We start from the raw sequence: 23,850 nt of genomic DNA, 5'->3' as shown, positions 1-23,850 counted from the left end.
TTGCAAGCGCGAAGTATTAATTTTTAGGTGTCTTAAATTTGACAAAAAACGGTAACTTTACTTTAGTTAAGCAATCACTTTGTTGTACCAGCTGCATTTTCAGGATTTCGGATTATAGTGATAATGCGTTTAGGTACACTTTAAGTGATGAACTTTACAGTTCCTTATTTATTGATTTCCTGAGCAATACTCAAAATTAAGAAAAGAAGAATAAGGGCAAGTTTAATGAAAACGTTAAAAAATTTACTCATCATAAGTTTATTATGTTTACTACCCGCGACTACCGCGTACGCACAATTATCAGAAGTAACTAAGCAAATGCCTCAAGCTGAGGCAATTAGTATAAATAATGCTGATACAGAGATGCTTGCTAAGTTACCAGGTATAGGTAAGAAAAAAGCGCAGGCAATTGTGGATTATCGTGAAGAAAATGGCGAATTTAAAAGCGTTAGTGATTTATCGCAAGTTAAAGGGATTGGCAAAAAACTTTTAGCTAAACTAGAGGGGAAACTTTCACTTTAATATTTCTAAATAGTAATCAGGGTGCTAGGCGCCCTGATTAAATTGTTTTAGTGCATCGCTTAAGTGCTTTTTAGCAAAGTTAATTTCAATAGGTGTAGTTAATAGTGGATAGCACAATCCGCCAAGTATCAAAAATGGTATTAATATCCAACCTTTAAATACAGTGAATATTAAAAATAGTGGGCTAAGTAATAGCAACTTTATAATACGCAATAGAACTTTATCAGTTGGCGATAGCTTGCTTAATGCAAGCGCAATTACGTCTTGACGCTGGCGTACTTTTAAATGCTTAAGCTGGTCTAATTGGCTTGAAAAAAATGTAAACATATCAAATCGACTTTTTAATTAATAAACGGGCAATAATTATAATAAATAGCGTTAGTGAGAAAATCCCAAATATCACTTCCATCCAAGCAGGCATGCTCATGCCAACAAACTGCCAATCTATATTCCCACAATCTCCGGTAGCTTGAAAAAAGCTAGGTATCCATTCATGTAGTGGCATAAATGATGGGAAATTTGGTTCAAACTCGCAGCTAAATGCAAAAGGGTCTGTGGTGGTTTGCATATCAATATGTTCGCGAGCAATTAAGTATCCCCAAACACTCGATATCCCCCAAATAACATACGCTATCATACGCACAGTTTTACTTTGTGGTTTACTCGAGCCTAGAATCCCTGCGCCTAACAAACCCAATACTGCTGTGCGTTGATATATACACATTATGCAAGGCGCTAACCCCATTTTGTATTGAAAGAAAAGAGCGGTAACTTCAAGCAAAAAAACGATAGCTGTAAATAAAAGCCACGGGGTTCGTTGGGTAGGTAATTGTGCAAGCCAGTTCATAAAAATTCCGCGTTTTAATAGGACGTTAGATTATGACGTAGGATAAAGTATGCAGCAACAAAAAGGAAAAAAAAGCTACCGAAGTCGCTTTTTATAAGATGAAATTAATGACTACTCAATTCAGCCTTAGCAAAGGTTAAATGACGTTCTATTATTTCCCCATCGATACATAAGCTCAGTTATATTGCTTACTTATACCAAGGTGATGCATCATATAAAGAATTTTTTATGGTTGCACTTTTTTGTACTTTTTCTTATGGCAAGTGCGGGATAAGTTAATTAAGCTCGGGCGCTGCGTAAATAAAAATATCTCCATAATAACAATGTACCTACAATGAATATTACTCTAGATATTCATGCATTGTAGCTAAATTAGAGAAACCCAAATTTAATTATTTATTAATTTTAAATTTCTACCCATTTGCTTTATTAATATATATTACTTTACTTGTTAGTTGTGCTTCGTCTGGTACAATCAGTCAGTTATTCGTGTAAAACGATGAGTGTTGATTAATTCGAGTGGGAACTGGATGAGAATTTTTAAAGCGAAAAGCCCAGCAGGATTTGCTGAAGAATATATAGTTGAGTCCATTTGGAACGGCGATTTCCCTCCAGGTTCAATTTTACCTGCCGAGCGAGAACTTTCAGAGTTAATTGGTGTTACAAGAACAACCTTGAGAGAAGTATTACAGCGTTTAGCACGTGATGGTTGGCTAACAATTCAGCATGGTAAACCGACAAAAGTAAATAACTTTTGGGAAACGTCTGGCTTAAACATTCTTGAAACATTAGCGCGCTTAGATGAAGACAAGATGCCAGAGCTGACAGATCAGCTCTTATCTGCACGTACTAATATTAGTGCTATTTATACACGTGCTGCAATTAAGTTAAATCCTGAACGCGTGATTGAAATTTTATCACAAAGCCATGAGCTAGAAGACACCGCTCAAGCATTTGCTGACTATGATTATAAAGTGCATCACGAATTAGCCGTTGCGGGTAATAACCGTATTTATGTATTAATACTTAATGGTTTTAGAGGCTTTTATTCAAAGATTGGTTGTCATTACTTCTCTGATGCCGGAACTCGTGAACTTGCTCGTCAGTTTTATAAAGATTTAACCATTTTGGCAGAAAATAAAGAGCATGATGGTGCTATTTCTATGATGCGTAAATATGGTCATCAAACGGGTGAGATTTGGCAAAAAATCCGTGGTGATATGCCCTCAGATATAATGGACTAAGTCTAGTCTAAGCGAGAAACCTGCATTTGCAGGTTTTTTTATATCTGTAAAATTTAGCGTCACCGTATATGAAATTCTAAAAAGTTTAATGTATAAACCACTTCGATATTTTTAAAATTTCTACTTAGTTACAACGCAACTTACCCTTTAAAATAGACCTATTATTTAAGCAGATTAGTGCAAGTTGCAAGTGTTCGTTATTTTCGATTGCTCACATCGTTAAATGCGATTGTTCTTTTGTGGTGAATAACTTTAGAATTCCAATTAATTATATGTATGCGCTATTGGTTTTTAATTTTTAGCGCCCATATAAGTACCAGCATTGCGAAAGCAATTGAAAACAAACTCAAAATATTTGGAGAATAAAATGGGTGTATTAGTAGGCCGCCAGGCACCAGACTTTACCGCTGCAGCTGTTCTTGGTAACGGTGAAATTGTAGATAGCTATAACCTTCATGAAACAATTAAAGGTAAAAAAGCAGTTATCTTCTTTTACCCACTAGATTTCACGTTTGTATGTCCTTCTGAACTTATTGCATTTGATAAGCGTTTTGAAGAGTTTCAAAAGCGTGGCGTAGAAGTAATTGGTGTTTCTATCGATTCACAATTCTCACATAACGCATGGCGTAACACTGCTGTTGCAGACGGCGGTATTGGTAAAGTTCAATACGCACTAGTTGCAGATGTTAAACACGAAATTTGTAAAGCATACGACGTTGAGCATCCAGAAGCGGGTGTTGCGTTCCGTGGTTCTTTCTTAATTGATGAAGAAGGTAACGTACGTCATCAAGTAGTGAACGATTTACCACTAGGTCGTAACATCGACGAAATGCTTCGCATGGTTGACGCGCTAGCGTTCCACACTGAGCACGGTGAAGTATGTCCTGCTGGTTGGTCTGAAGGTAAAAAAGGTATGGACGCAAGCCCTGAAGGCGTTGCTAAGTTCTTATCTGAAAACGAAGGCGAGCTATAATTTAGCCCTTAGTTTTAAATAAAAAAAACCGCCAATTGGCGGTTTTTTTATTTGTAGCGTTAGCTCACTTTAAAATAAGCTCGTAAAGTTAAAACGAGAAACTAACTTTAGTGTAGAAGTATCGGCCTCTAGGGTTGTGTACACCTGAAGCATAACCGTATAGATCAGCGTCGCCATCACCAATTGCAAATGGTGGCTCTTCATCAAATAAGTTATTTACACCTAACGATACTTTAGTTGAGTCAGTAACACGATAAGATGTTTGTAAATCTACCAATGTTTGCGAATCAACCATACGTGATGTATTGCTATCAAAGTCTAAATTACCGTCAAAATCAATATCTGGGGTATCTTCAAACTCACCTACATAACTGATGTTTACGTTTGTATTAAACTCGCCAATTTCCCAGTTTGTAGAGAAAATCCAGCGGTGCTCTGGATAGCCATACTCACCGGTGTAATCGCGGCCATCTTTTTCAAATTTATCTTGGTATGCCCATTCTAAATTAAATTTCAATAAACCTAAGTCATCAAGTGAGTGATTATAGTTAGCTGAAACATCAACCCCAGATACTTCTTGCGAAGAAACGTTTTCAAATGTGCTGTAAATTTTTTGAATTGTTCCTAAGCTATCGCCACCTGTAGGTGTTAAGCGTACACATACAGTACTATCTTGGTTATTACACTCAGAGTTATAAATTGGACCAAACTCTTGCTCATCAATTTTGTTATCTTGAGTGATGCTCCACACATCGACACTTAAACCAAACTCAGCAGAAGGCGCCCAAATAAAGCCGACATTCCATGATTCTGATTCTTCAGCTTCAAGGTCAGGGTTACCAGCAAATTCAATGTTGTAATCAAGTGCATCACAATCAAGGCCCGTTGCTTCACATCGGTATGTATCTACAAAGAATTGGCTTTCTTGAGATGGACCTAAACCAACTTGTGCCAAAGAAGGCGCTCTAAAGCCTTGTGCCCAAGAGCCACGCACTGTGATTTCATCAGTAGGCGCCCAGCGAAGAGCTACTTTAGGGTTTGTTGTTGTACCGAAGTCACTGTAGTCATCGTAACGGCCAGCAAGTTGTAGCTCTAAATTATCAGCAAGAGGGATAGAAAACTCGACATAGGCTGCGTATTGTTCACGATCTGCAGATGCAGATACAGACTCTGTGCCAAATATTAAACCACGTTGAAATTGATCATCAGGAATGTCATTAACGTCTTCTTCACGGTACTCAATACCTGCAGCCATCATTACTACATCATCGCCAAAACTAAATGCTTCGCCTGTAATGTTTGCATCAAAGGAAGTCATGTGAGACTCACCACGACGCACTAAGCTTGTTGTAATACGATCAATTACAGCAGGGTCGTTGTATGTGCCACCAAATGGATTGTAGTTTCCTGCATCAATTTCTTGTTGTAAGAAATCAGTACGCACCCAACCTTGTGTTCTATCACCTGTTTGCAGAGATTTACTTCGGCCTTTTTGTACAGCGGTTTCCCAGCTCCAGTCATTAAACTCACCTCTAAGCCCTGCAACAAAGCGAAGAGTATCTGATTCAATATCCCATTGGCGTGCGCCAGCATCAACTGTACGGTAACGACCAATTTGAATGTCTTCACCAAATGGATTGTTAGGGTGGCTAGCTGGGACAGTTAAGCCTGCATCTTCATCAAGTGGAGTAGGGGCTCCGGCTGCAACAGACGTATTGTGCTGTACTGCCATTTCTAAAAAGCCCGTAATGCCATTATCAAAGTTATATTCAAATTGAGAAATAGCACCCACGCGTTCAGACGCTGGTGCGATATAACCGTAAGGGCCGTAATCAAATAAACAACTGCCGCTTGAAGTTGCATTTTCAGCAGGACAAGCCGGATCAATTGTTTTAACACCGTCTACATAAAAATATCCAGGGAAGCCACGAGATGAGCGAAAATCTTCACCACCATAAGGTGATTGATTTGCTGTACCTAAGCTGCCCATTTCATCAGAAGAAAGAGATGTATTTTTGAAGTAATCGATAATAACTGACGCGCTACTTTTCTCGCTAGTAGTACCCCATACTAAACTTGCTGTTGTTTCTTCATAGCTAGGGCCATCAGTACCACCGTAGCCCAAATTAACTTCAACACCGTCAATGTCTTTTTTCAAGATAACGTTTACAACACCCGCTACTGCGTCTGAGCCGTAGATAGCTGAAGCACCATCTTTTAGTATATCGATTCGCTCAATGGCAGAAACTGGGATACTGTTAATATCTACAAATGAGTTTGTGATACCTTCGGCAAATGCACTAATAGATACACGACGGCCATTGATGAGTACGAGCGTAGCATCAGCACCTAAGCCACGTAAACTAACAGCAGCAGAACCATTTGCAGTTGAATCTTGGTTGTTACCACGTGTTGAGAAAGTACCGCTACCCGCGACAGGCATTCTTTCGAGGAGTTGTTGTAGGTTGTCATAACCCATGTTCTCAATATCAGCTCTTGCGATTGATTGAACCGGAGAAGGTCCTTCGATGTCTGAACGTTTGATTCGTGAGCCAGTTACTTCAATGCGCTCTACTTTTTTAGCTTCTTCAGCAGCGTAAGTTGTTGTTGTAAAACCTGCTGAAAGTGCGATTGTAGCACCTGCAATTAAGCTAGGTGTAAATGCAATTGATTGCTTCATCCTTAAGTCCTTGTTGATATGTTATAAATTTAGTTGCTCTATACCAATCCTTTTTAAATTGTTAAATAAATCCCATATTTAAGCGGATTGATATAACAAGCGACGACATTAATATCATGTAACTTAAGTGTTAGCAATTAGACTGAAATGTGATTTTAGTATGGTTTTTTGTATGTTTTTGGATGATTTTAAAGCAGATGTTATGCGCTGAAGGAGGTTGAAATAGGCGCACATGCTTTATTTTGGAAATAACAAATACAGCCTAAATGCGAGTAATAATTAAATTAATTAATTCACAATAAAATTGTAATAAATTATTTACATGTATATTCTGAATGAATAGTAATCTTGTTGTATATTAATAAAACAAATAATAGTTGTTTTTTTTTAATAAAAAAAAACGCCTAACTTGTTAGTTAGGCGTTGTGCTTATACTTTGTGTTTCATTAAACGTTCTTTTTCGCGAGACCAATCTTTATTTTTCCCGTCGTCACGTTTATCGTGCAACTTTTTACCTTTTGCTAGATGAAATTCAAGTTTCACCCAACATTTTTTCCAGTACATAGCTGTAGCTATTAATGAATAGCCATCTCGCTCTGTTGCACCGAGTAGACGGTCAAGTTCGCGTCTGCTTAATAGTAACTTACGATAACGCAACGGATCGCAAATTACATGGGTTGATGCACTATTAAGTGGCTGGATTTGCGCGCCAAGCAAGAATGCTTCGCCATTTTTAAGATGAATATAAGTTTCGGTGATGTTTACCTTACCTGCTCGGATACTTTTTACTTCCCAGCCTTGTAGTTCAACACCTGCTTCAAACTTATCGTGTAAAAAATACTCATGTCGCGCTTTTTTGTTTAGCGCGATGGTATTACTTGTCGATTTTGATGAATTTTTCTTAGCCATAGTGCCCTATAATATACGTAATGTGAGATGTTTTACATCGATTTTTTTAATAATGCTTTTAAAAATTAAGCTTTAATTTAAGCAGCATGAAAATTTGGGGAAACGCGCAAAGCTTGCTAAAATTCGCCCACACAGTTGGGAGTGAGTATGCCACAAATAGAAAAAAGTGCGCTGGTTATGTACAGCACTAAAGAGATGTTTGATCTAGTTAATGATGTAGAAGCTTATTCGCAGTTTTTACCAAATTGCTCAGACTCAAAAATTGTTTCACAGCATGATAATAACATGACCGCGAGTTTAGAAATATCTAAGGCGGGTATAAAAAAGTGGTTTACCACCGAAAACACCTTTGTTGATGAGCAAACAGTGTTGCTAAGCCTTGTTGATGGACCATTTAAGACGTTAAAAGGGCGCTGGCACTTTCAAGAGCTTGACGCCAAAGCATGTAAAGTTCACTTGCAACTAGAATTTGAATTTTCAAGTAAGTTAATAGAGCTTGCCTTTGGTAAGATTTTTAACGATGTTGCAAAAAATATGGTGAGTGCATTTACTCAACGTGCAAAACAGGTTTATGGAGCGAGAGCATGATTAATGTTGAGGTGGTATTTGCGTTACCAACCACGGCAACGTGTTTATCAATTGAAGTGCCACAAGGGACTACAGTAGAACAGGCTGTTATTCAGTCAGGTATTATACAAAAGTGCCCTGAGATAGATGCTACATCGCTAACGTTAGGTGTGTGGAATCGAACTGTAAAAGCTAACTATGAGTTAAAAGACGGTGACCGTATAGAAATATATCGTCCATTAATTGCAGACCCTAAAGATGCGCGTAGAAAGCGTGCAGAAAAAGCTAAAGAAGAGGGGCGTGCAAATAAAATAACGGGTGGCCGCCCACTCGAAAAGTAACGAAGATCGGTATAAACGTGGAAAATTTAACGGATTAAATCACACGCTAACGTTGTTTAAAATGGTAAAAGCTTTTAAATAAACCAATAAAAAAGGTGAGCCATGCTCACCTTTTTTTACCACTTGAGAAATTTATTGCTCGAGCGGTGTAGTAAAGTTTTCAGGTTGGTCATAATCACCTGAGATTGAAACTAACTTTTCATTTTCAAAGTTAATTACTAACTCTTTATTTTGCTCGTTTTTACGGCCCTTATTAAAGCTGTAAATATAACGCCAAGTATTGTTATCAAAGGCGTCCTCGGCAATAGGTCTGCCTAATACGTAAACAACTTGCTCTCGAGTCATATTTACACGAAGTTTTTCAACATCCGATTGCTCTAAAAAATTGCCTTGGGGGATGTTAATTCGGTATACCCAGCTAGAGCAACCTGCTGCTGAGCTAAGTGTTAAAGCAACGATAAGCCAAAGAGAAAAAGTTTTTAACGACTGCATTGTTAGTTGTGATCCTTATTTTTTATAATCTGCATGATACCGATTAGTCACTGAAGGTAAAACCCTTTTAAGCAATTGTTTTATGTTAAGGGCGTTAAGGTAATGTTTTGACCATTAATAATGAAAAAAGTTTACAGCACATCGAAACGAATATTTTAAAAACGGAGTCTACTTGGTTTTTATACATAGTTGAGACACGATTTGGTCATTGGTACACAGGGATCACGACTAATGTTGAAAAACGCTTTGCAACTCATCAAGCCGGCAAAGGGGCCAAAAACCTTAGAGGGAAAGGGCCGCTTTTACTTATCCATCAACAACAAGTTGGTAATAAAAGTGAAGCAAGTAAACTTGAGTATCAATTAAAAAAGCTTTCTAGAGCCAAAAAAGAAGCATACGTTTTAGCATTTAATACCGGCGACACTAAAATCATTTAGTTAATTTACTTAGATTAAACCGTATTCGCTGTGGGCAAAAGCTAGCTTTTAATATAGCTTTTGCTCACAAAGGAAATATAGCAGTTATAGCTGCTTAGCGATGTTTTTCAAAGGTAGCGACAAGTGCATCGAGTGTTTGAGCGCTGTTTGCCAAGTCACGAATAGCTTGCTCTGTATTGATTTGCTCGCTCATTGCTTTATCGCTAATTTCACTTATTTGCTCTATGTTACGACCTACATCAGCAACCACATTACTTTGCTGCTCAGTTGCAGTTGCAATAAGCGTAGCCATATCGTTTATTTGATTAGCTGTTTCGGCTATCGCATCGAGTAATTCTACTGAGCTTTGCATGGCTCCAACGCTTTGCTGCGCTTTATCTTTTGATTGGCTAATATCGTTAACTACATCATCAGATATTCTTGTAAGCTCTTCAATCATAGACTGAATTTCGGTGGTTGATTGCGATGTACGGTTTGCCAGAGCGCGTACTTCATCAGCAACAACAGCAAAGCCTCGGCCGTGCTCACCTGCGCGAGCGGATTCAATTGCCGCGTTTAAAGCAAGTAGATTAGTCTGATCCGATATCCCTCTAATTGAATCCACAATACTTGCTATATCAACCGTTTTTTTAGAAAGCAAAGTAACTTGCTCTGTTATGCCATCAATATCGCTAGCTAGGGCTGAGATAGTTGCCTGGCTTTGTAATACTTGTTTGTGGCTTTGAATGGTGTTCTCACGGCTGTTATCGGTTAACTTAGCTGTATTCGCTGCGCTTTGTGCTATTTCTTGCACTGTAGCGCCCATTTCGTTGATAGCTGCTGCGACAGATATTGTTTGCTCTTTTTGATTATCAATTGCTTGCGAGTTTCGTTTTGCCTGTTCAAATACATGATCAGAACTTTGGCGAATATCGTGGCTTTCACTGGCAACTTGAGTAATCGCTGTTTCTATTTTATTTATAAACTGGTTAAAGCCATTACTTAGATTGTTGAGCTCTGGTTGGCTTGATTCTGGTAAGCGGTACGCTAAATTTGCATCGCCAGAGCCTAAGCGTGAAAATAACTCAGCCATTTTAGAAAGTGGAGACGAAAGAGAGCGAGCAAGTAAGTAACTAATCAAGCTAGCAACTAACGCGGTAATTACTGTAAAAGTAAATATTTGCCATTGTAGGGTGTTTACACTTGCGAATACTTCACTTTTTGGTACTTGAGCTACAACATATAAGTCAGTGTTTTTAATTGGGGTTGCAGCTATAAGAGTAGGTTCGCCATTTAAGTTAATTTCTTCTAGTGCAAAGCCATTACTATTAAATAGTTGGCTGTGAATATTTGCAGTATATAAATCGTCAATATTTGCTTTTGCTACTTTATTGGCATCTTTATGAAGTTGAATTAATCCATTTTTATCTGCAATAAATACAAAACCTGTTTGCTCAATTTTAAATTGCTGTAATAGCTTTTGCATATCAGTGATGCTTTTTGCAAGACCTGCTAAACCAGTACCATTAGCCTGCTGATGATTTACAAACATTTTCACATCATTGGCTGACTCTTGATAAATACTGATAGAATAAGGTTGTTTTGATTGCTTAAAAGCAAAGAACCAGCCATCGGCTGCATCATTTTTTAACACACGCAAAAAACCATTTTGGTTCCAATACTGTGCAGTGTCTCTATTTGCCCAAGATGCTGTTGCTAAATCGTATTGCTGGGCAACACGATTTAATTCTTTTAATAGTAATGTATCGTCTTGGTTGTTTGATTGAGCCCATTGTAAAACAAATTCGTTTGATGATAGTTGCTGAGCAGCACCAAGTAACTCGTTGATTTCACCGCCTATGTGATTGCTGATTGTTTGCAGTTTACTAGGTAGCTCTGACTCGATCATACGTTGCTCAATTATGTCTTTAGAGCTGTATAAAGAGGTCAAGCCAATCAGTGCCGCTACGCATATAGCAATAACACTGCCTAAAGCTGTGATTTTTTGAGTAATAGAAAGGTTTTGTATCGTCATGATATTAATTAATTTTACAACTGAGTAGAGGACTATACTAGCACATTATTTATTTAGAGCTAGATATTGCCTACTGTGAAATGAATAGAAGGTAGCGTGTTATGGTTAAAGTTTTATGAATATGCATAAAAAAGCCCATAAGCAAAGCATATGGGCTTGGTTTCTAACAAGCGAAACATTTATCGTTTAGGGTTAAACAATCTTTTTCATTGCTGACATGTAGCCACGTAATTTAGCACCTACTTTTTCAACTGGGTGTTCACGAAGGGCGGCGTTAATTTGAATTAATGTTTGGTTATCAACTTGGTTACTGTGCTCGCCAAGGCCTTTACCAATAACATCTGTATCAATTTTTTTCATAAAATCTGCAAGTAATGGCAAACATGCATGGTTATATAGGTAACATCCATACTCTGCAGTGTCAGAAATTGTACGGTTCATTTCAAAAAGCTTTTTGCGTGCAATAGTATTAGCAATTAATGGCGTTTCATGTAAAGACTCGTAGTAAGCTGACTCTTCAATAATACCGGCTGCTGTCATGGTTTCAAAAGCAAGTTCAACACCTGCTTTTACCATTGCTACCATTAAAATACCGTTATCAAAAAATTCCTGTTCTGAGATTTCTACATCGCCAGCAGGGGTCTTTTCAAAGTTAGTCTCTGCTGTTTCAGCGCGCCATTTAAGTAAGTTTACGTCATCGTTATTCCAGTCTTCCATCATAGTGCGTGAGAAAGTGCCGTCGATGATGTCATCTTGATGCTTATTATAAAGCGGGCGCATAATTAGTTTTAGCTCTTCGCTTAGTTCAAACGCTTTTACTTTTGCAGGGTTTGAAAGGCGGTCAAGCATGTTTGTAACGCCGCCGTACTTAAGTGCCTCGGTAATTACTTCCCAGCCGTATTGAATTAGCTTTGATGCATAACCCGCATCAACGCCTTTTTCTATCATTTTATCAAAACATAAAATAGAGCCAGTTTGTAACATGCCACATAAAATGGTTTGCTCGCCCATTAGGTCTGACTTAACTTCAGCAATAAATGATGATTTAAGTACACCAGCACGGTGTCCGCCAGTCCCTGCTGCATACGCTTTAGCTTGTGCTAAACCATGACCTTGAGGGTCATTTTCTGGGTGAACAGCAATTAGAGTTGGTACACCAAAACCGCGTTTGTATTCTTCACGTACTTCAGAACCAGGACACTTAGGCGCAACCATGATTACAGTAATGTCTTCACGTACTTGCATGCCTTCTTCAACAATATTAAAGCCATGAGAGTAGGCAAGTGTAGAGCCTTTTTTCATAAGCGGCATAATTGCACTTACTACAGCAGTATGTTGCTTATCTGGTGTTAAATTAAGTACTACATCAGCTGTTGGGATTAGTTCTTCGTAAGTGCCAACAGTAAAGCCGTTTTCAGATGCGTTCAAAAATGATTGGCGACGCTCAGAAATAGCTGATGCGCGTAATGTGTAAGAAACATCTAAACCAGAGTCACGTAAGTTTAAGCCTTGGTTTAAACCTTGTGCGCCACAGCCTACAATAACTAGTTTTTTACCTTTAAGTGCATCAACGCCATCGGCAAATTCGCCTGCGTCCATAAATTCACATTGCGCTAATTGCGCTAATTGCTCGCGTAAAGGTAAGGTATTGAAATAATTCGCCATTGTTAGTGTCCTATAAAGTCATGTTTGTTAGATGCGCAATGTTTACTGCGCTTACAAACACCATATGTAAAATCGTTGCTTGCGTAAAATGATATATTTGAATTAAAGTGTTTCATAATATGAAATACAGGGGGTTGGATGGAACATAAGCACTTAAACTACTTTTTAGCGTTGGCTAAAACACTTCACTTTGGGCGCGCAAGTGAGCTTTGCCACATAAGCGCACCCACTTTGAGCCGAAATATAAAACATTTGGAAGAAGAAGTTGGAGTGGCATTGTTTATCCGCGATAACCGAAGTGTTAAATTAACGCGTGAGGGGGAGTCCTTTATTGATTACGCAACGGCAACGCTTGCTAATTGGCAACGTTTTAAAACGAATGTAAAAGACCCACAACAGCATATTTACGGCAAAGTAAGTATTTATTGTTCTGTAACTGCATCTTATAGTTTTTTACATCAAATATTAGAACAACTTCGTGCGCAGCATCAGTACATAGAGATAACATTAAATACAGGCGACCCAGCACTTGCTATAAATCGTGTCCTAGATGGCCACGAATTAATGGCAATTGCAGCTAAGCCTAATAAATTACCGTCGCAAATTGCCTTTGTTGATATTGGGCACTCACCACTTTTATTAATTGGCCCAAAAATTCAATGTCCGATCACACAAAAGCTTACACAAAATAGTGATGGTATTAATTGGTCTGATTTAGAGTTTATTGTCCCAGAACAAGGTTTTTCTCGCCAAAGGTTAGAGCACTGGTGGCGCAAAAATAATATTCACGGAAAAATCTACGCCCAAGTTGCAGGACATGAAGCAATGGTATCTATGGTGAGCTTAGGGTTAGGTGTCGCTATGGTCCCTAAAATAGTGCTAGATAACAGCCCGCTGCAAGATAAGGTACAAATCCTAACACCAAAAATGCAAGCACCTGAAGGGTTTGATATCGGTTTGGCGGTATTAAGAAAAGAGTTAAATGACCCTGCAATCAGTGCGTTGTGGAATATAGCGCAAACTTTAGAAGCAAAAGCAATTTAATATGCACACAGAGCAAGCAAATTAGTTAAATAGTATTAATATAGGTTGCGTATGAGTTTACTATTACTTAACATTGAGTGCTAATAATAAAAACAATGACGCTTGAGAGTTTATTTATGAACCACGCCGTATCACTTGCTCATTCTGCTCAATGCCTTAAAAAGGCGATTCCTTTGATGGTAAAATACCGCATGCCGGTTACGCCTATCAACTATGCAATTTGGTACTGTTACATTCAAGGGAGTAACCCTTCATTAAATGCTGAATTAGACCATGTTATTGCTGAGCAACAAACATGCTCACAAGACAAAGCAAAAGAAATTTTTGATAAGCATTTAACGCAAGACGATCTGGCTTTTTTTCAAGAAATGACTGAAAAGTTCCATACAACCATGGAGCAAGTCCAGCAAGATATAAGCACCACGCTTGAGCATTCCAAAAGCTTTACAACAAGTTTAGTTGATTCACAAAATGAATTAAATATGCTTGCTGATGTAAATTCTTATAATGAAATATTAGGTTGTGTAGAGCGCTTAACCGACGATTCTATTGCTATGCAGGATTATGCTAGAGAATTTCAAACTAAGTTAGCTGTTGCTTACAACGAAATAAAAGATTTAAAAGAAGCACTTAATATTTCAAAAGAAGCAGCGGATACCGACACGCTTACGGGGTTTTATAACCGAGGTAAGTTTGATTCAGATATCGTAAAATTTTGTTTTGAATACTCAGAGAAAGCACAGGAAGATTCTCTTGCCGTACTAATTATGTTTGATATTGATCACTTTAAACGTTTTAACGATGACTTTGGTCATCAAAAGGGTGATGAAGTATTGAGGTTAGTTGCCAAAAAAGTGAGAGAGAATACAACTGAAACAGCAAATATATATAGATACGGTGGCGAAGAGTTTTGTATAACAGCTTATTTTGACACTATTAACGATATAATAGCGTTTGCCGATTGTATACGTTTAGCTATTGCGAAATTAGCGATTCGTAAAAAGCATGATGTAACAGCTAAACGTGCTATTTCTGCAAGTTTTGGTTTAGCTATTTTACGTCCATTTACTAATAGCTCAGTTTTAGTTGAGCGTGCAGATAGAGCCTTATACATTGCCAAAACACATGGACGAAACCGAATAGAAATAGCCCCTGATATTTAATAAGCATCAGATGCTTGATTTATTACGGCTAAAGCCGCTATTAACTTTGGTAACCTAGTAGGCTGTAAGGTTAATAAAATAAAGTTGTTAGAGTTGGCTTCCTGCAGATTTTATTTGAATTAAAGCATTTGCCAGGTTATCCCTCATTTCCAAAGTTTCTCAAAGCACTACTAGCTTAGCCAACGCACATAACTAATTTGAAGGGTTTGTCACTTTAAAAACATAAAAGTTAACATTTGTGTATACAAATTGTGAATAATTGTAACCAGCTAGAGCTAGTTTAAAAAGACCTTGCTAGTATGGGGAACTTACTTAATTTAATTCTTTGATGTACGCTGATGCGGTATTCCTTCTCCTTATTAACTGCTCTATGTTTTAGCACTTTGTGTGCTTGCCTTTCGGTGCAAGCAACACAGGCAAGCAAGCATGCTGACGATTATACAGAGCAAGATATAACAACCGATCGTCTGCATTTGAGTTTAAGCGTTGGGGTTGGAGTTATAACCAACCCTTTGCATGGTGGAGATAATATTCCCCTTGTGCTTATTCCACAAATTGCGTTTTATGCAGAGCAATGGTTTTTTGATAATGGCCGCCTTGGCTATTCATTTTCACAATCCCCAAAGCATCACTTTAATCTAGTTAGTGAACTCAACTCTGAATCTCGCTTTTTTATAGACTGGCACCCTAAAAATGTATTTGCATTGCAAAGTAGTGCACTTAATAATCAGTTTGCAATGCAAAATGAAGCCTCGTCCTCTCGCTACGCTGATATTGATAATTTGCATAAACGGCAAATTGCCTTGGATGCGGGTATTGCATATCACTATGTAAATGAAGACCATGTTTTTTCAGTTCAGGCTCTGCATGATATAACCGATGTTTATCGAGGTGTACGCGGTGCATTGCAGTGGCAATATCATACTGTGCTAGGAAAGCTTAAAATAAAGCCAACACTTGGAATAAACTATAAATCTGCGGAACTAAATAGCTATTTTTATGGACTTAATGAGGGTGAAACTCAATTTGGCAAAATAGACGTTGGTAGTAGTTGGCAACCTTATGCTAAAATCGACGCCCGTTGGCCACTGAGTAAGGCTGACTCTCTTCGTTTTCATGTAGCATATTACGACTATTCGGCTATGGATGGCAGTCCGCTCTTTGAACGTACTTATTCAATGACTGCATTTATAGGATTCGATCGTACTTTTTAATATGAAGTATTCAATATTAGTTGTGTTTATTACCACTTTTTTTAGTGGTTTTAGTGTGGCACAAACCCCTATTTTTAGTGTTTCTCCAAAAGTCTGCGTGGTTTCCGAACAGCAGGATTTTTGCGATCTTGATTTACAGTTTAAATGGCTATTAAACACCTATAGTGATGTCTGTTTGTATCAACAAGAACAACTACTTCAATGCTGGCAGCAGCAGCGTTCTGGGCAATTTAATTATAAAGCGCGTGTTCAGGTGGAGACCATATACTCCTTAATCAATCCTCATACGGGTGTGTTAATAGCAAAAACACAGGTTGAAGTACAAAGCGCCCATGCTAAAAAAAATAGGCGTAGGCTTCGCTCTCCGTGGAGCTTTTTTTAATTTAGGAGCAACTAATGCCAAAAATTTTACTTGTTGAAGATGATCTCGGTTTACAACAGCTAACAAAAGATTACCTTGAACATAATGGCCTTGAAGTCGAAGTACTAGACCGTGGTGACGAAGTGTTTAATTACCTAGAAAACAATACACCCGATTTAATGATTCTAGACGTTATGCTGCCAGGTAAAGATGGCTTTAGCGTTTGCCGCCAAGTAAGAGATAAATTTACTCTACCAATTTTAATGTTGACTGCTAAAGGTGAAGACTTCGACCAAGTGCTTGGTTTAGAACTTGGTGCTGATGATTATGTAATAAAACCAGCAGAGCCACGTGTATTACTAGCGCGGATCAATGCATTACTTCGACGTGGGCAACCAATAGTAAAATCTAGTGAAGAACTGCAGTTTGGTGATTTAGTCATCGATAAAACAAGCCGTATTGTAAAACTAAGTGATTCAGAGATTGTATTAACTTCGCACGAGTTTGAGTTACTATGGTTATTAGCGTCAAATGCGGGTGAAGTACTAAGCAGAGAGCATGTGCACCAACATATGATTGGCCGCCAATACGACGGACTTGATAGAACTGTGGATGTACGCGTATCACGAATTCGTAAAAAATTAGGCGACAACAGCGATAAGCCGTATCGTATAAAAACCGTATGGGGACAAGGCTATTTATTTGTTTCTGATGCGTGGGATCTCTAGAACTATTTAAGGTTAATCGGCTGTAATGGGAAAACTGTTTACCAGCTTATACTTATATATCATTGTTTCATTATTTGTTGTAAGTGGTGTTATTGAGCAGCTGTGGCCCTATGAAGAGTCACAGCAGCAGGTCTTCTTAGACGATGAGTTTGGGCAATCACTCTGGTTGCTTTCGCAAACCCCAAATGGTCTTAAAAAGCTAAAGCATAACTTTGAAAGTAAAGTGATTGAACGACGGGATTTAATACTCCCTCAAAAACAACAATCGCAGCTAAATAAAAACCACTACTTATATTTGTATGATAAGCAACAACGCATTGTTTGGTATGTAGATCTCGGTAATGATTCATTACTTCAAGTAGGACCGGTAGGTGTATTAACGCAGCAATCATCTTCCGTTTGGCCGTATTTATTACTACTTATTATTGTAGGTATACCAGTTGGGCTATGGAGCTTTTTACTCTGGCGTGACTTTGCAAAGCTACGTAAAGCGTGTGAAGCGGTAGAGGGTTTGCAAGACTTTCAACTAAATGACTCTTCTAAGTCTTTCTTTTTACCTATAACTGATACACTAAAAGTAATGCAGCAACGTATTGAGTTTTTGCTTAGTGCACAGCAAGAACTTACCTCATCGGTATCGCATGAGTTTAGAACGCCATTAGCACGTTTAAAGTTTGCAATTGTAATGTTACAAGATCAAATGCTTGATGAAAAAGGCGAAAAATACCTAACCAATATGCAAACAGACATTAGCGAGCTTGAGTCACTAGTCTCTGAAATGCTTGAATACGCGCGATTAGACTCTCAACAACCAAGTTTACAGCCAATAAACTGCGATTTAGCTGGGCTGGTAAAAACCACTGTTGAAAAGCTAAATTTTGAAGCTAGAACAACACTCTCTATAAACCTCCCTGAGCATTTAAATTACTACTGTGATAGCCATTTTATGGCGCGAGTATTTCAAAATTTAATTGGCAATGCGCTCAAATATACTCATCAGCAAGTCAAAATTTCATTGCTACAAGAGGCAACTCACATAGTATTGATTGTTGAAGATGATGGTGAAGGGATTGACCCCGTTGAGCGAGAAAACGTATTTAAGCCTTTTACTCGATTAGATAAAAGTAGAGGCAAGGACACTGGTGGCTTTGGTTTAGGGCTTGCTATAGTGGCTAAAATTGTGTCGTGGCACCAAGGAGAGTGTAAAGCAGAAAGCTCAAGCTTAGGTGGTGCTAAATTTATTGTATATTTACCTCTCAAATTTAAGACATAAAAAAAGCGCCTAAGGCGCTTTTTTTGCGGTTAAAAACCAAAATCAACAAGTAGCAATATAATAGACCGCAAGTATTTAAAAAAGTTCTCAATTATTTTTTATTTTTTTCAAGTAATGGCATTAACATTTGCTCAAGGCCATTTAGTTTAACCTCATACATCATCGCTAGTTGGCTACCAAGTTTTGAGTCAGGAAATCCCTGCTGTTTGAACCACACCAAATAAGGTTCTGGTAGTAGTAATAAAGGGCGCCCAGCATATTTCCCAAAAGGCATCGTTGTATTTACAGCTATTTTTAATTGTTTTGGATCCATAAGAGTTACTTAGGTTTTAAAGTCTGCGTAAGTGTAAGGGATTTTAGAAATATAAAATAGGCTGTGACGGGCAAGAAACAGCCTATTTTGCGAGGGAGTAGGCCCTCTGATTTAATAATTTTTTGTTGATTAATATAAACCTAGTTGAACTTTAATTAGCTGGGATCTAATTAAGTTATTATTAGAACATGGGTTTTTATTTAACCAACATGTATAGTCTACCTGTTTTTTATGGTCGTGGTGAAATGGCTTGTAAAGGAATGTAAATAGAATTGCTTTTCATTTAAAAACTAATAACAAAGCCTTAATGATTTTAAGGCTTTGTTATTTATAGACGTTATAAAAAGTGATTATTCGTTAAATAGCTCTTGTTTAACGTGCTCTGCAAAACCACTACCTGCTTCTAAGTAAAAGTTATAAGTAGAATGAACACCCATTTCTTCTAGCTCTTTTTGTTGATCAGGGTAGTTTGCAATAGCTGTTACTTGGCCTTTATAACCTGAGGCTTGTAGTTGCTCTAGCGCAAAAATATTTTGCATATGCTTTGGCATTGCAAGCATGACCATTTCTACTTGCGAATGATTTACTCGTTGCCAAAAGTCAGGATCTGTTGCATCAGCAATTAAGACGTTGCGGCCTCTGTTAACGTGTTTATCTACCACTTCAGGTTTTATATCTATGCCTGCAACAACATTTGGGTGAGTCGCGTTGATTGTTTCATAAGCACCAGTACCAATACGTCCCATACCAAAAATGACTATCTTAGTATCGTTTAGGTTAACGGGTAGCTCTTCAGCTAAACGAGTTTTGCTTTCAAACTTTAATAGCCAGTGCTCTATTTTTACGTATAGCTCGTTTGAGCGCTTATTTAACGGCGAGGCAATTACAAAGGTAATAGAAACAGCAATTGCCATTACGGCCAGCCACTCAGAAGTGATCATGCCTGTGCTAGCCGCTACTGCACATACAATTAACCCAAATTCACTGTAGTTAGATAAACTAAAGGCGGTAAGTAATGATGTACGCGCGCGTAGTTTGAATATATTTGTGAACACGTAATAAAGCGCTATTTTAATAGGTAAAACTAAAACAAGTATAATAGCAACGATTAATGAGCTAGTGGTTAGCTCTGCGCTTAAGCCAATACTTAAGAAAAAACCGACTAGTAATATGTCTTTTAAATTAAGCAGAGATTTTGATAGTTCTCCTGCTTTTTTATGTGGTGCAAACATCATCCCAATTATCAGTGCGCCTAGGTCGCCTTTTAATCCTGCAAATTCAAATGCATGATAACCAGCAACTAAAGCAAAGAAAAAACCAAATAATGGTAATAGTTCACCATGTTTAGAGCGATTTAATACGCCATACATGACAGGTCGTAATAAAGGCAGAGCAATTATTAATGCAATTGCCCATACATTTGGAATTTTACCTGTACTAATCGCTAAAAAGATAACAGCAAAGATATCTTGCATGACTAGTATTCCAATGGCTATTTTACCGTGAAGGCTTGCCATTTCTCCGCGTTCTTCAAGCACTTTTACTGCAAATACAGTACTTGAAAAACTAAGCGCAAACCCAACTAATAAAGCACTTTGCCAACTTAAATCAATAAACAGTGGAATAGCGAAAACACCAAGCAATAACATAAAGCCACTAAAAAGCGCGCTGCTAAAAATAATATGCAATGTTGCAGGCGCCCACACTTGGGGTTTAATTAAACTGTTTACCTTTAGCTTTAAACCAATACTAAAAAGAAGAAGGGTTACGCCAAGTGCTGCTATTGTATCGAGCAACTCCGTACTTTTATAACCCGATAAATTTAAAGCAAAACCTGCTAATAAAAATCCAATAAGAGGAGGCAGCTTTAACTGATAAACAGCAAAGCCACACACAAACGCGGCGGCAAAATAGATTAGTTCCATAATTCTTAATATCACTTCATTTGGGGTTGCAGTGTAACGAAAAATTTATACCATTGAAAATAAAAATAGACCTAAAAATGAACGCGTCTAATCAAATACTTGCCTAGCTGTGTATAAAAAATGCGCATCAAACATATATTTAATCGTAAATAGTATGTAAATAACATTTTTTCACTGACATTGGCTTTTAAATATGGTTAAGATGCGATAACGAAGAAGTTTAAGCGAGAGCAAATAATAGAACCGCTCAGCTTAAGGAGAAATATATGTTTAAAAAGATTTTAGCGTCGGTAGGTATTGGTGCTGCAAAAGTAGATACTGTTTTAGAGACTGAACACCTACAACCTGGTCAGCTTTTTAATGCACAAATAGTCATTACCGCAGGTGATGTTAGCCAAGATATTGCTGGCTTAGATTTATTACTTATGACCCGTGTTAAAGTGGCAGGTGATGATGGCGATTATTTTACCAATCATGTGATTGACCAATGGCGAATTACAGATATAGGTACAATTGAGCCGGGCGAAGTTAAAAGTATCCCTTTTGAAGCACGTCTTCATTCTGAAACACCTATTACAGAAATTAATGCAGGTTACAATCAATCTCATGTGTGGCTTGAAACCGGTTTGGATATTGATTTAGCACTTGATCCGAGCGATAAAGACCATTTACATATTTACCCTAATGAAGCTGTTAAAACGTGCATGCAGGCGATGGAAAAGCTAGGTTTTAGCTTAATGAAGGCTGATGTAGAAAAAGGCCATTTGCGCGCTTCAACATTTCAATCGTTATCGGGCTGTTATCAGGAACTTGAATATAAGCCAAATAGCCGTAGTTTATTTGGCATTCAAGAGATTGAGTTGTCATTTGTACCAGAGGCACATAAAACACATGTGCTTATAGAGCTAGACAGGGCCTTTAGAGGCGATGGTTATGTAGATTTGACCATAGAGCATGACCACGTGAATTTATCGCAGTTGTGCGACCAACTAGAGCGCTTGTTTGCTTAATATAAACTAACAAGTGAATAATTTTATTAAACCCGGCCTAGGCTGGGTTTATTGTTTATAGGATTTAAAATGCAATTTAAATGTGATCAGTTTAAAGCTTTAGATGCGCATACTCTTTTTACTATTATGCGAGGACGTGTAGACGTATTTGTTGTAGAGCAGGCGTGTCCTTACCCTGAACTTGATGATGTAGATATTGATTTAAATACACAGCATTTATATACATTAGACAATGGGCGGCTACACACTTATGCGCGATGCTACGAAAAAAATGAGCAATACAGCGCAATAGGGCGCGTGCTGGTAAGTAAAAGTGCGCGTGGCAAAGGCGACGCCACTTTACTTGTAAGTAAAGCTATAGAGTGCTGTAAAGAGCGGTGGCCTGAACGAGATATTTATATTGGCGCACAAACCTATTTACTTGATTTTTACCGCTCCTTTGGCTTTGAAGATTACAAAAGTGAATATCTAGAAGACGGTATACCTCATCAAGATATGATTTTAAAACTCACTCAATGAATCCAATTGAAGCAGCTATAAAAAAGCCCACTAATGTGGGCTATTTTATTTAAAACTATTTTAAGGCTAAGGTATCATTTAGCTCAATAGTGAATGTAAAAACACCATGCCAATAGCCAGTGGACATACAAACTTAGTATACCAAGGCCATATTTTCCAAAACAATGTATTGTGAACTTCAGGGTTACCCTCTTGAATTGCTTTTAGTAATGAGCCTCTATACCAAATCCAGCCTACAAATATACAACACATAAGACCAAGTAAAGGCTGAGCTACTTTTGTAGTGAGAGTGATTACTAAGCCAAATAAGCTGCTAAGGTTACACACAATTGTAATGCTGACGACAGCGATTAGCGCCCCAATTAACCACGTTGCTTGAACGCGTTTCATCCCAAAGCGCTCTACGGTGTATGATACTGGCGCCTCTAACATTGAAATAGATGATGTTAAAGCGGCAATACTCATTAACGCAAAAAATGAAAAACCCACAAATAAGCCAACTTCGCCCATTCCATCAAATAAAGCGGGGAGTACCTGAAACACTAATGTATCTTCAGAGAGTAGCTTACCCGTTGTGGCCGAGAATATTTCAACGCCTTGAGCTTGTGCTACGTACATAGCCGGAATAATCAGTAAACCTGCAACAAAGGCTATAAATACATCAATAAGGGTCACATAGGCACCTAAAGAAACGAGGTTTTCTTTTTTACTAATGTACGAGCCGTAAATAATCATTACGCTAGTGCCAAGCGATAAAGAGAAGAAAGCTTGCCCTAGTGCACTTACTAATAGTTTTGCGTCAAAAATAGATGAAAAGTCAGGAACTAAGTAGGCTTTTAAGCCTTCCATAGCACCATCTTGCGTCATCACATAAGCAATAAGTGCAAATAAAATGCCTAAAAGTGCAGGCATTAAACGCTTAGACCACTTCTCAATACCGTTTTCAACGCCTCTACTTATAATAGCGACAGTTAGTACGATAAAGATCATAGTGAATATAATATTTCGAGTAAGTGATTGCTCGCTTAACCATGTAGATGCTGTGTTGGCACCAACTAAAGTGGCTATGGGTTCAGCTGTGGCGCTGAGCATCCAACCGGCAACAATGGCGTAAAAGCTTAGTATAAAGCCAGCGCATAAAATACCGCCAAAACCAACAGCAAAGGCAAAGTGTTTTTGCCATGGCTTATTAGATATTTTTTTAAGTGATGACACTGCGTTTGCTTGGCCATGACGTCCAATCATAAGTTCAGCCATTAAAGCGGGGTAGGCTAAAAAGAACGCAAGGACTAAATATGCGACTAAAAATGCAGCACCGCCATTACTTGCTGTTTGTGTAGGGAATCCCCAAATATTGCCCAAACCAACGGCAGAACCCGCGGCGGCCATAATAAAACCAAAGCGAGAGCTAAACTCGCCTCTAACTGCGCTCATATTATTGTACTTCTCTATTGTGTGACGGCGGTGACAATCTACTGGAAATGTAAAAAAATAAAAAGTGCTTATTTGCTGATCTAGCACAAATTAATAAGTAAAGTGTATGTTATAACCATCGATTTTAATTGTTGTTATTAAGTCGTTTAAAATAACGAGTTGATTTTGTTTAATA

General features: G+C 38.0%; 24 protein-coding genes. 14 read left to right on the top strand and 10 right to left on the bottom strand.

Translation table 11 applies throughout. The features are described from left to right. Positions 1-225: 225 nt before the first annotated feature. Complete coding sequence (locus QT16_RS00790; protein ID WP_039484552.1) at positions 226-522, top strand: ComEA family DNA-binding protein; 297 nt, start codon at positions 226-228, stop codon at positions 520-522. Between the two features lie 24 nt (positions 523-546). Here the strand turns inward: QT16_RS00790 and QT16_RS00785 are convergent, their stop codons facing one another. Together QT16_RS00785 and dsbB are read right to left on the bottom strand one after the other, a co-directional pair. Beyond that, the gene (locus tag QT16_RS00785; protein WP_039484549.1) at positions 547-849 is read right to left on the bottom strand and encodes a DUF6170 family protein; all 303 of its coding nucleotides are present in this window, start codon (positions 847-849) and stop codon (positions 547-549) included. 1 nt (position 850) lies between these two features. Then, positions 851-1,369 carry a disulfide bond formation protein DsbB gene (dsbB, locus tag QT16_RS00780; RefSeq protein WP_039484545.1) on the bottom strand — a complete coding sequence of 173 codons (519 nt, stop codon included), beginning with the start codon at positions 1,367-1,369 and terminating at the stop codon, positions 851-853. A 530-nt stretch (positions 1,370-1,899) separates the two neighbouring features. Here dsbB and fadR point away from each other — a divergent pair. Both fadR and QT16_RS00770 read left to right on the top strand, forming a co-directional pair. Further along, complete coding sequence (fadR, locus tag QT16_RS00775) at positions 1,900-2,613, top strand: fatty acid metabolism transcriptional regulator FadR (protein ID WP_004335692.1); 714 nt, start codon at positions 1,900-1,902, stop codon at positions 2,611-2,613. 367 nt (positions 2,614-2,980) lie between these two features. Beyond that, positions 2,981-3,586 (top strand): peroxiredoxin, encoded by a 606-nt coding sequence (locus QT16_RS00770; RefSeq protein WP_039484542.1) that lies wholly within the window; start codon positions 2,981-2,983, stop codon positions 3,584-3,586. An 88-nt stretch (positions 3,587-3,674) separates the two neighbouring features. On the opposite strand, the gene QT16_RS00765 is transcribed toward QT16_RS00770, so the two are convergent. Together QT16_RS00765 and smpB are read right to left on the bottom strand one after the other, a co-directional pair. Beyond that, the gene (locus tag QT16_RS00765; RefSeq protein ID WP_039484540.1) at positions 3,675-6,266 is read right to left on the bottom strand and encodes a TonB-dependent receptor; all 2,592 of its coding nucleotides are present in this window, start codon (positions 6,264-6,266) and stop codon (positions 3,675-3,677) included. A gap of 429 nt (positions 6,267-6,695) precedes the next feature. After that, complete coding sequence (smpB, locus tag QT16_RS00760; RefSeq protein WP_004335699.1) at positions 6,696-7,175, bottom strand: SsrA-binding protein SmpB; 480 nt, start codon at positions 7,173-7,175, stop codon at positions 6,696-6,698. 147 nt (positions 7,176-7,322) lie between these two features. Here smpB and QT16_RS00755 point away from each other — a divergent pair, with 147 nt between their 5' ends. After that, on the top strand, positions 7,323-7,763 hold the full coding sequence (locus tag QT16_RS00755) for a type II toxin-antitoxin system RatA family toxin (protein WP_004335701.1): 441 nt from the start codon (positions 7,323-7,325) through the stop codon (positions 7,761-7,763). Continuing rightward, on the top strand, positions 7,760-8,083 hold the full coding sequence (locus tag QT16_RS00750; RefSeq protein WP_004335703.1) for an RnfH family protein: 324 nt from the start codon (positions 7,760-7,762) through the stop codon (positions 8,081-8,083). The genes QT16_RS00755 and QT16_RS00750 overlap by 4 nt, the downstream gene beginning before the upstream one ends. A gap of 132 nt (positions 8,084-8,215) precedes the next feature. On the opposite strand, the gene QT16_RS00745 is transcribed toward QT16_RS00750, so the two are convergent. Further along, on the bottom strand, positions 8,216-8,575 hold the full coding sequence (locus QT16_RS00745; protein ID WP_004335706.1) for an outer membrane protein assembly factor BamE: 360 nt from the start codon (positions 8,573-8,575) through the stop codon (positions 8,216-8,218). Positions 8,576-8,682: 107 nt separating this feature from the next. Here QT16_RS00745 and QT16_RS00740 point away from each other — a divergent pair, with 107 nt between their 5' ends. Next, positions 8,683-9,012: a GIY-YIG nuclease family protein gene (locus QT16_RS00740; protein ID WP_004335709.1), complete on the top strand. Its 330-nt coding sequence runs from the start codon at positions 8,683-8,685 to the stop codon at positions 9,010-9,012. Positions 9,013-9,106: 94 nt separating this feature from the next. On the opposite strand, the gene QT16_RS00735 is transcribed toward QT16_RS00740, so the two are convergent. Next, positions 9,107-11,026, bottom strand: a complete 1,920-nt coding sequence (locus QT16_RS00735; RefSeq protein ID WP_039484534.1) for a methyl-accepting chemotaxis protein — start codon at positions 11,024-11,026, stop codon at positions 9,107-9,109. 192 nt (positions 11,027-11,218) lie between these two features. Continuing rightward, complete coding sequence (gene ilvC / locus QT16_RS00730) at positions 11,219-12,691, bottom strand: ketol-acid reductoisomerase (RefSeq protein ID WP_004335714.1); 1,473 nt, start codon at positions 12,689-12,691, stop codon at positions 11,219-11,221. Positions 12,692-12,829: 138 nt separating this feature from the next. Between ilvC and ilvY the strand changes: the two genes are divergently transcribed. The 6 genes from ilvY to QT16_RS00700 all read left to right on the top strand — a co-directional run bounded on the left by ilvY (position 12,830) and on the right by QT16_RS00700 (position 18,474). Then, complete coding sequence (ilvY, locus tag QT16_RS00725) at positions 12,830-13,735, top strand: HTH-type transcriptional activator IlvY (protein ID WP_004335717.1); 906 nt, start codon at positions 12,830-12,832, stop codon at positions 13,733-13,735. Positions 13,736-13,851: 116 nt separating this feature from the next. After that, the gene (locus QT16_RS00720; RefSeq protein WP_175413886.1) at positions 13,852-14,898 is read left to right on the top strand and encodes a GGDEF domain-containing protein; all 1,047 of its coding nucleotides are present in this window, start codon (positions 13,852-13,854) and stop codon (positions 14,896-14,898) included. Between the two features lie 401 nt (positions 14,899-15,299). After that, positions 15,300-16,112: a MipA/OmpV family protein gene (locus QT16_RS00715; RefSeq protein WP_039484530.1), complete on the top strand. Its 813-nt coding sequence runs from the start codon at positions 15,300-15,302 to the stop codon at positions 16,110-16,112. Position 16,113: 1 nt separating this feature from the next. Further along, positions 16,114-16,494: a DUF3019 domain-containing protein gene (locus tag QT16_RS00710; protein ID WP_200886953.1), complete on the top strand. Its 381-nt coding sequence runs from the start codon at positions 16,114-16,116 to the stop codon at positions 16,492-16,494. 14 nt (positions 16,495-16,508) lie between these two features. Next, positions 16,509-17,201 (top strand): response regulator, encoded by a 693-nt coding sequence (locus tag QT16_RS00705; RefSeq protein WP_004335729.1) that lies wholly within the window; start codon positions 16,509-16,511, stop codon positions 17,199-17,201. 25 nt (positions 17,202-17,226) lie between these two features. Further along, positions 17,227-18,474: an ATP-binding protein gene (locus tag QT16_RS00700; RefSeq protein WP_039484527.1), complete on the top strand. Its 1,248-nt coding sequence runs from the start codon at positions 17,227-17,229 to the stop codon at positions 18,472-18,474. Positions 18,475-18,565: 91 nt separating this feature from the next. Here QT16_RS00700 and QT16_RS00695 read toward each other — a convergent pair whose 3' ends face one another. Next, positions 18,566-18,787: a DUF3820 family protein gene (locus tag QT16_RS00695; protein WP_024606183.1), complete on the bottom strand. Its 222-nt coding sequence runs from the start codon at positions 18,785-18,787 to the stop codon at positions 18,566-18,568. Positions 18,788-19,137: 350 nt separating this feature from the next. Beyond that, entirely contained in the window at positions 19,138-20,712 is a 1,575-nt protein-coding gene (locus QT16_RS00690; protein ID WP_004335737.1) for a cation:proton antiporter domain-containing protein, read from the bottom strand. 266 nt (positions 20,713-20,978) lie between these two features. Between QT16_RS00690 and QT16_RS00685 the strand changes: the two genes are divergently transcribed. Continuing rightward, complete coding sequence (locus QT16_RS00685) at positions 20,979-21,722, top strand: sporulation protein (RefSeq protein ID WP_004335740.1); 744 nt, start codon at positions 20,979-20,981, stop codon at positions 21,720-21,722. 69 nt (positions 21,723-21,791) lie between these two features. Then, complete coding sequence (locus QT16_RS00680; protein WP_039484520.1) at positions 21,792-22,241, top strand: GNAT family N-acetyltransferase; 450 nt, start codon at positions 21,792-21,794, stop codon at positions 22,239-22,241. A 78-nt stretch (positions 22,242-22,319) separates the two neighbouring features. Here the strand turns inward: QT16_RS00680 and QT16_RS00675 are convergent, their stop codons facing one another. Beyond that, positions 22,320-23,675 (bottom strand): sodium-dependent transporter, encoded by a 1,356-nt coding sequence (locus QT16_RS00675; RefSeq protein WP_039484518.1) that lies wholly within the window; start codon positions 23,673-23,675, stop codon positions 22,320-22,322. Between the last annotated feature and the right edge of the window lie 175 nt (positions 23,676-23,850).

The sequence above is a fragment of the Pseudoalteromonas distincta genome, from assembly GCF_000814675.1.
GTDB classification, from domain to species: domain Bacteria; phylum Pseudomonadota; class Gammaproteobacteria; order Enterobacterales; family Alteromonadaceae; genus Pseudoalteromonas; species Pseudoalteromonas distincta.
The sequence above is the reverse complement of the archived record's forward strand: the minus strand, read 5'-3'. Positions and strand labels throughout refer to the sequence as shown.

Coding starts and splice junctions, on each gene's coding strand:
- fadR (WP_004335692.1), top strand. CDS start 1,900: ATGAGAATTTTTAAAGCGAAAAGCCCAGCAGGATTTGCTGAAGAATAT.
- QT16_RS00705 (WP_004335729.1), top strand. CDS start 16,509: ATGCCAAAAATTTTACTTGTTGAAGATGATCTCGGTTTACAACAGCTA.
- QT16_RS00695 (WP_024606183.1), bottom strand. CDS start 18,787: ATGGATCCAAAACAATTAAAAATAGCTGTAAATACAACGATGCCTTTT.
- QT16_RS00675 (WP_039484518.1), bottom strand. CDS start 23,675: ATGAGCGCAGTTAGAGGCGAGTTTAGCTCTCGCTTTGGTTTTATTATG.
- smpB (WP_004335699.1), bottom strand. CDS start 7,175: ATGGCTAAGAAAAATTCATCAAAATCGACAAGTAATACCATCGCGCTA.
- QT16_RS00710 (WP_200886953.1), top strand. CDS start 16,114: ATGAAGTATTCAATATTAGTTGTGTTTATTACCACTTTTTTTAGTGGT.
- QT16_RS00685 (WP_004335740.1), top strand. CDS start 20,979: ATGTTTAAAAAGATTTTAGCGTCGGTAGGTATTGGTGCTGCAAAAGTA.
- dsbB (WP_039484545.1), bottom strand. CDS start 1,369: ATGAACTGGCTTGCACAATTACCTACCCAACGAACCCCGTGGCTTTTA.
- QT16_RS00790 (WP_039484552.1), top strand. CDS start 226: ATGAAAACGTTAAAAAATTTACTCATCATAAGTTTATTATGTTTACTA.
- QT16_RS00770 (WP_039484542.1), top strand. CDS start 2,981: ATGGGTGTATTAGTAGGCCGCCAGGCACCAGACTTTACCGCTGCAGCT.
- QT16_RS00755 (WP_004335701.1), top strand. CDS start 7,323: ATGCCACAAATAGAAAAAAGTGCGCTGGTTATGTACAGCACTAAAGAG.
- QT16_RS00720 (WP_175413886.1), top strand. CDS start 13,852: ATGAACCACGCCGTATCACTTGCTCATTCTGCTCAATGCCTTAAAAAG.
- ilvY (WP_004335717.1), top strand. CDS start 12,830: ATGGAACATAAGCACTTAAACTACTTTTTAGCGTTGGCTAAAACACTT.
- QT16_RS00690 (WP_004335737.1), bottom strand. CDS start 20,712: ATGGAACTAATCTATTTTGCCGCCGCGTTTGTGTGTGGCTTTGCTGTT.
- QT16_RS00750 (WP_004335703.1), top strand. CDS start 7,760: ATGATTAATGTTGAGGTGGTATTTGCGTTACCAACCACGGCAACGTGT.
- QT16_RS00680 (WP_039484520.1), top strand. CDS start 21,792: ATGCAATTTAAATGTGATCAGTTTAAAGCTTTAGATGCGCATACTCTT.
- QT16_RS00745 (WP_004335706.1), bottom strand. CDS start 8,575: ATGCAGTCGTTAAAAACTTTTTCTCTTTGGCTTATCGTTGCTTTAACA.
- QT16_RS00735 (WP_039484534.1), bottom strand. CDS start 11,026: ATGACGATACAAAACCTTTCTATTACTCAAAAAATCACAGCTTTAGGC.
- QT16_RS00700 (WP_039484527.1), top strand. CDS start 17,227: ATGGGAAAACTGTTTACCAGCTTATACTTATATATCATTGTTTCATTA.
- ilvC (WP_004335714.1), bottom strand. CDS start 12,691: ATGGCGAATTATTTCAATACCTTACCTTTACGCGAGCAATTAGCGCAA.
- QT16_RS00765 (WP_039484540.1), bottom strand. CDS start 6,266: ATGAAGCAATCAATTGCATTTACACCTAGCTTAATTGCAGGTGCTACA.
- QT16_RS00785 (WP_039484549.1), bottom strand. CDS start 849: ATGTTTACATTTTTTTCAAGCCAATTAGACCAGCTTAAGCATTTAAAA.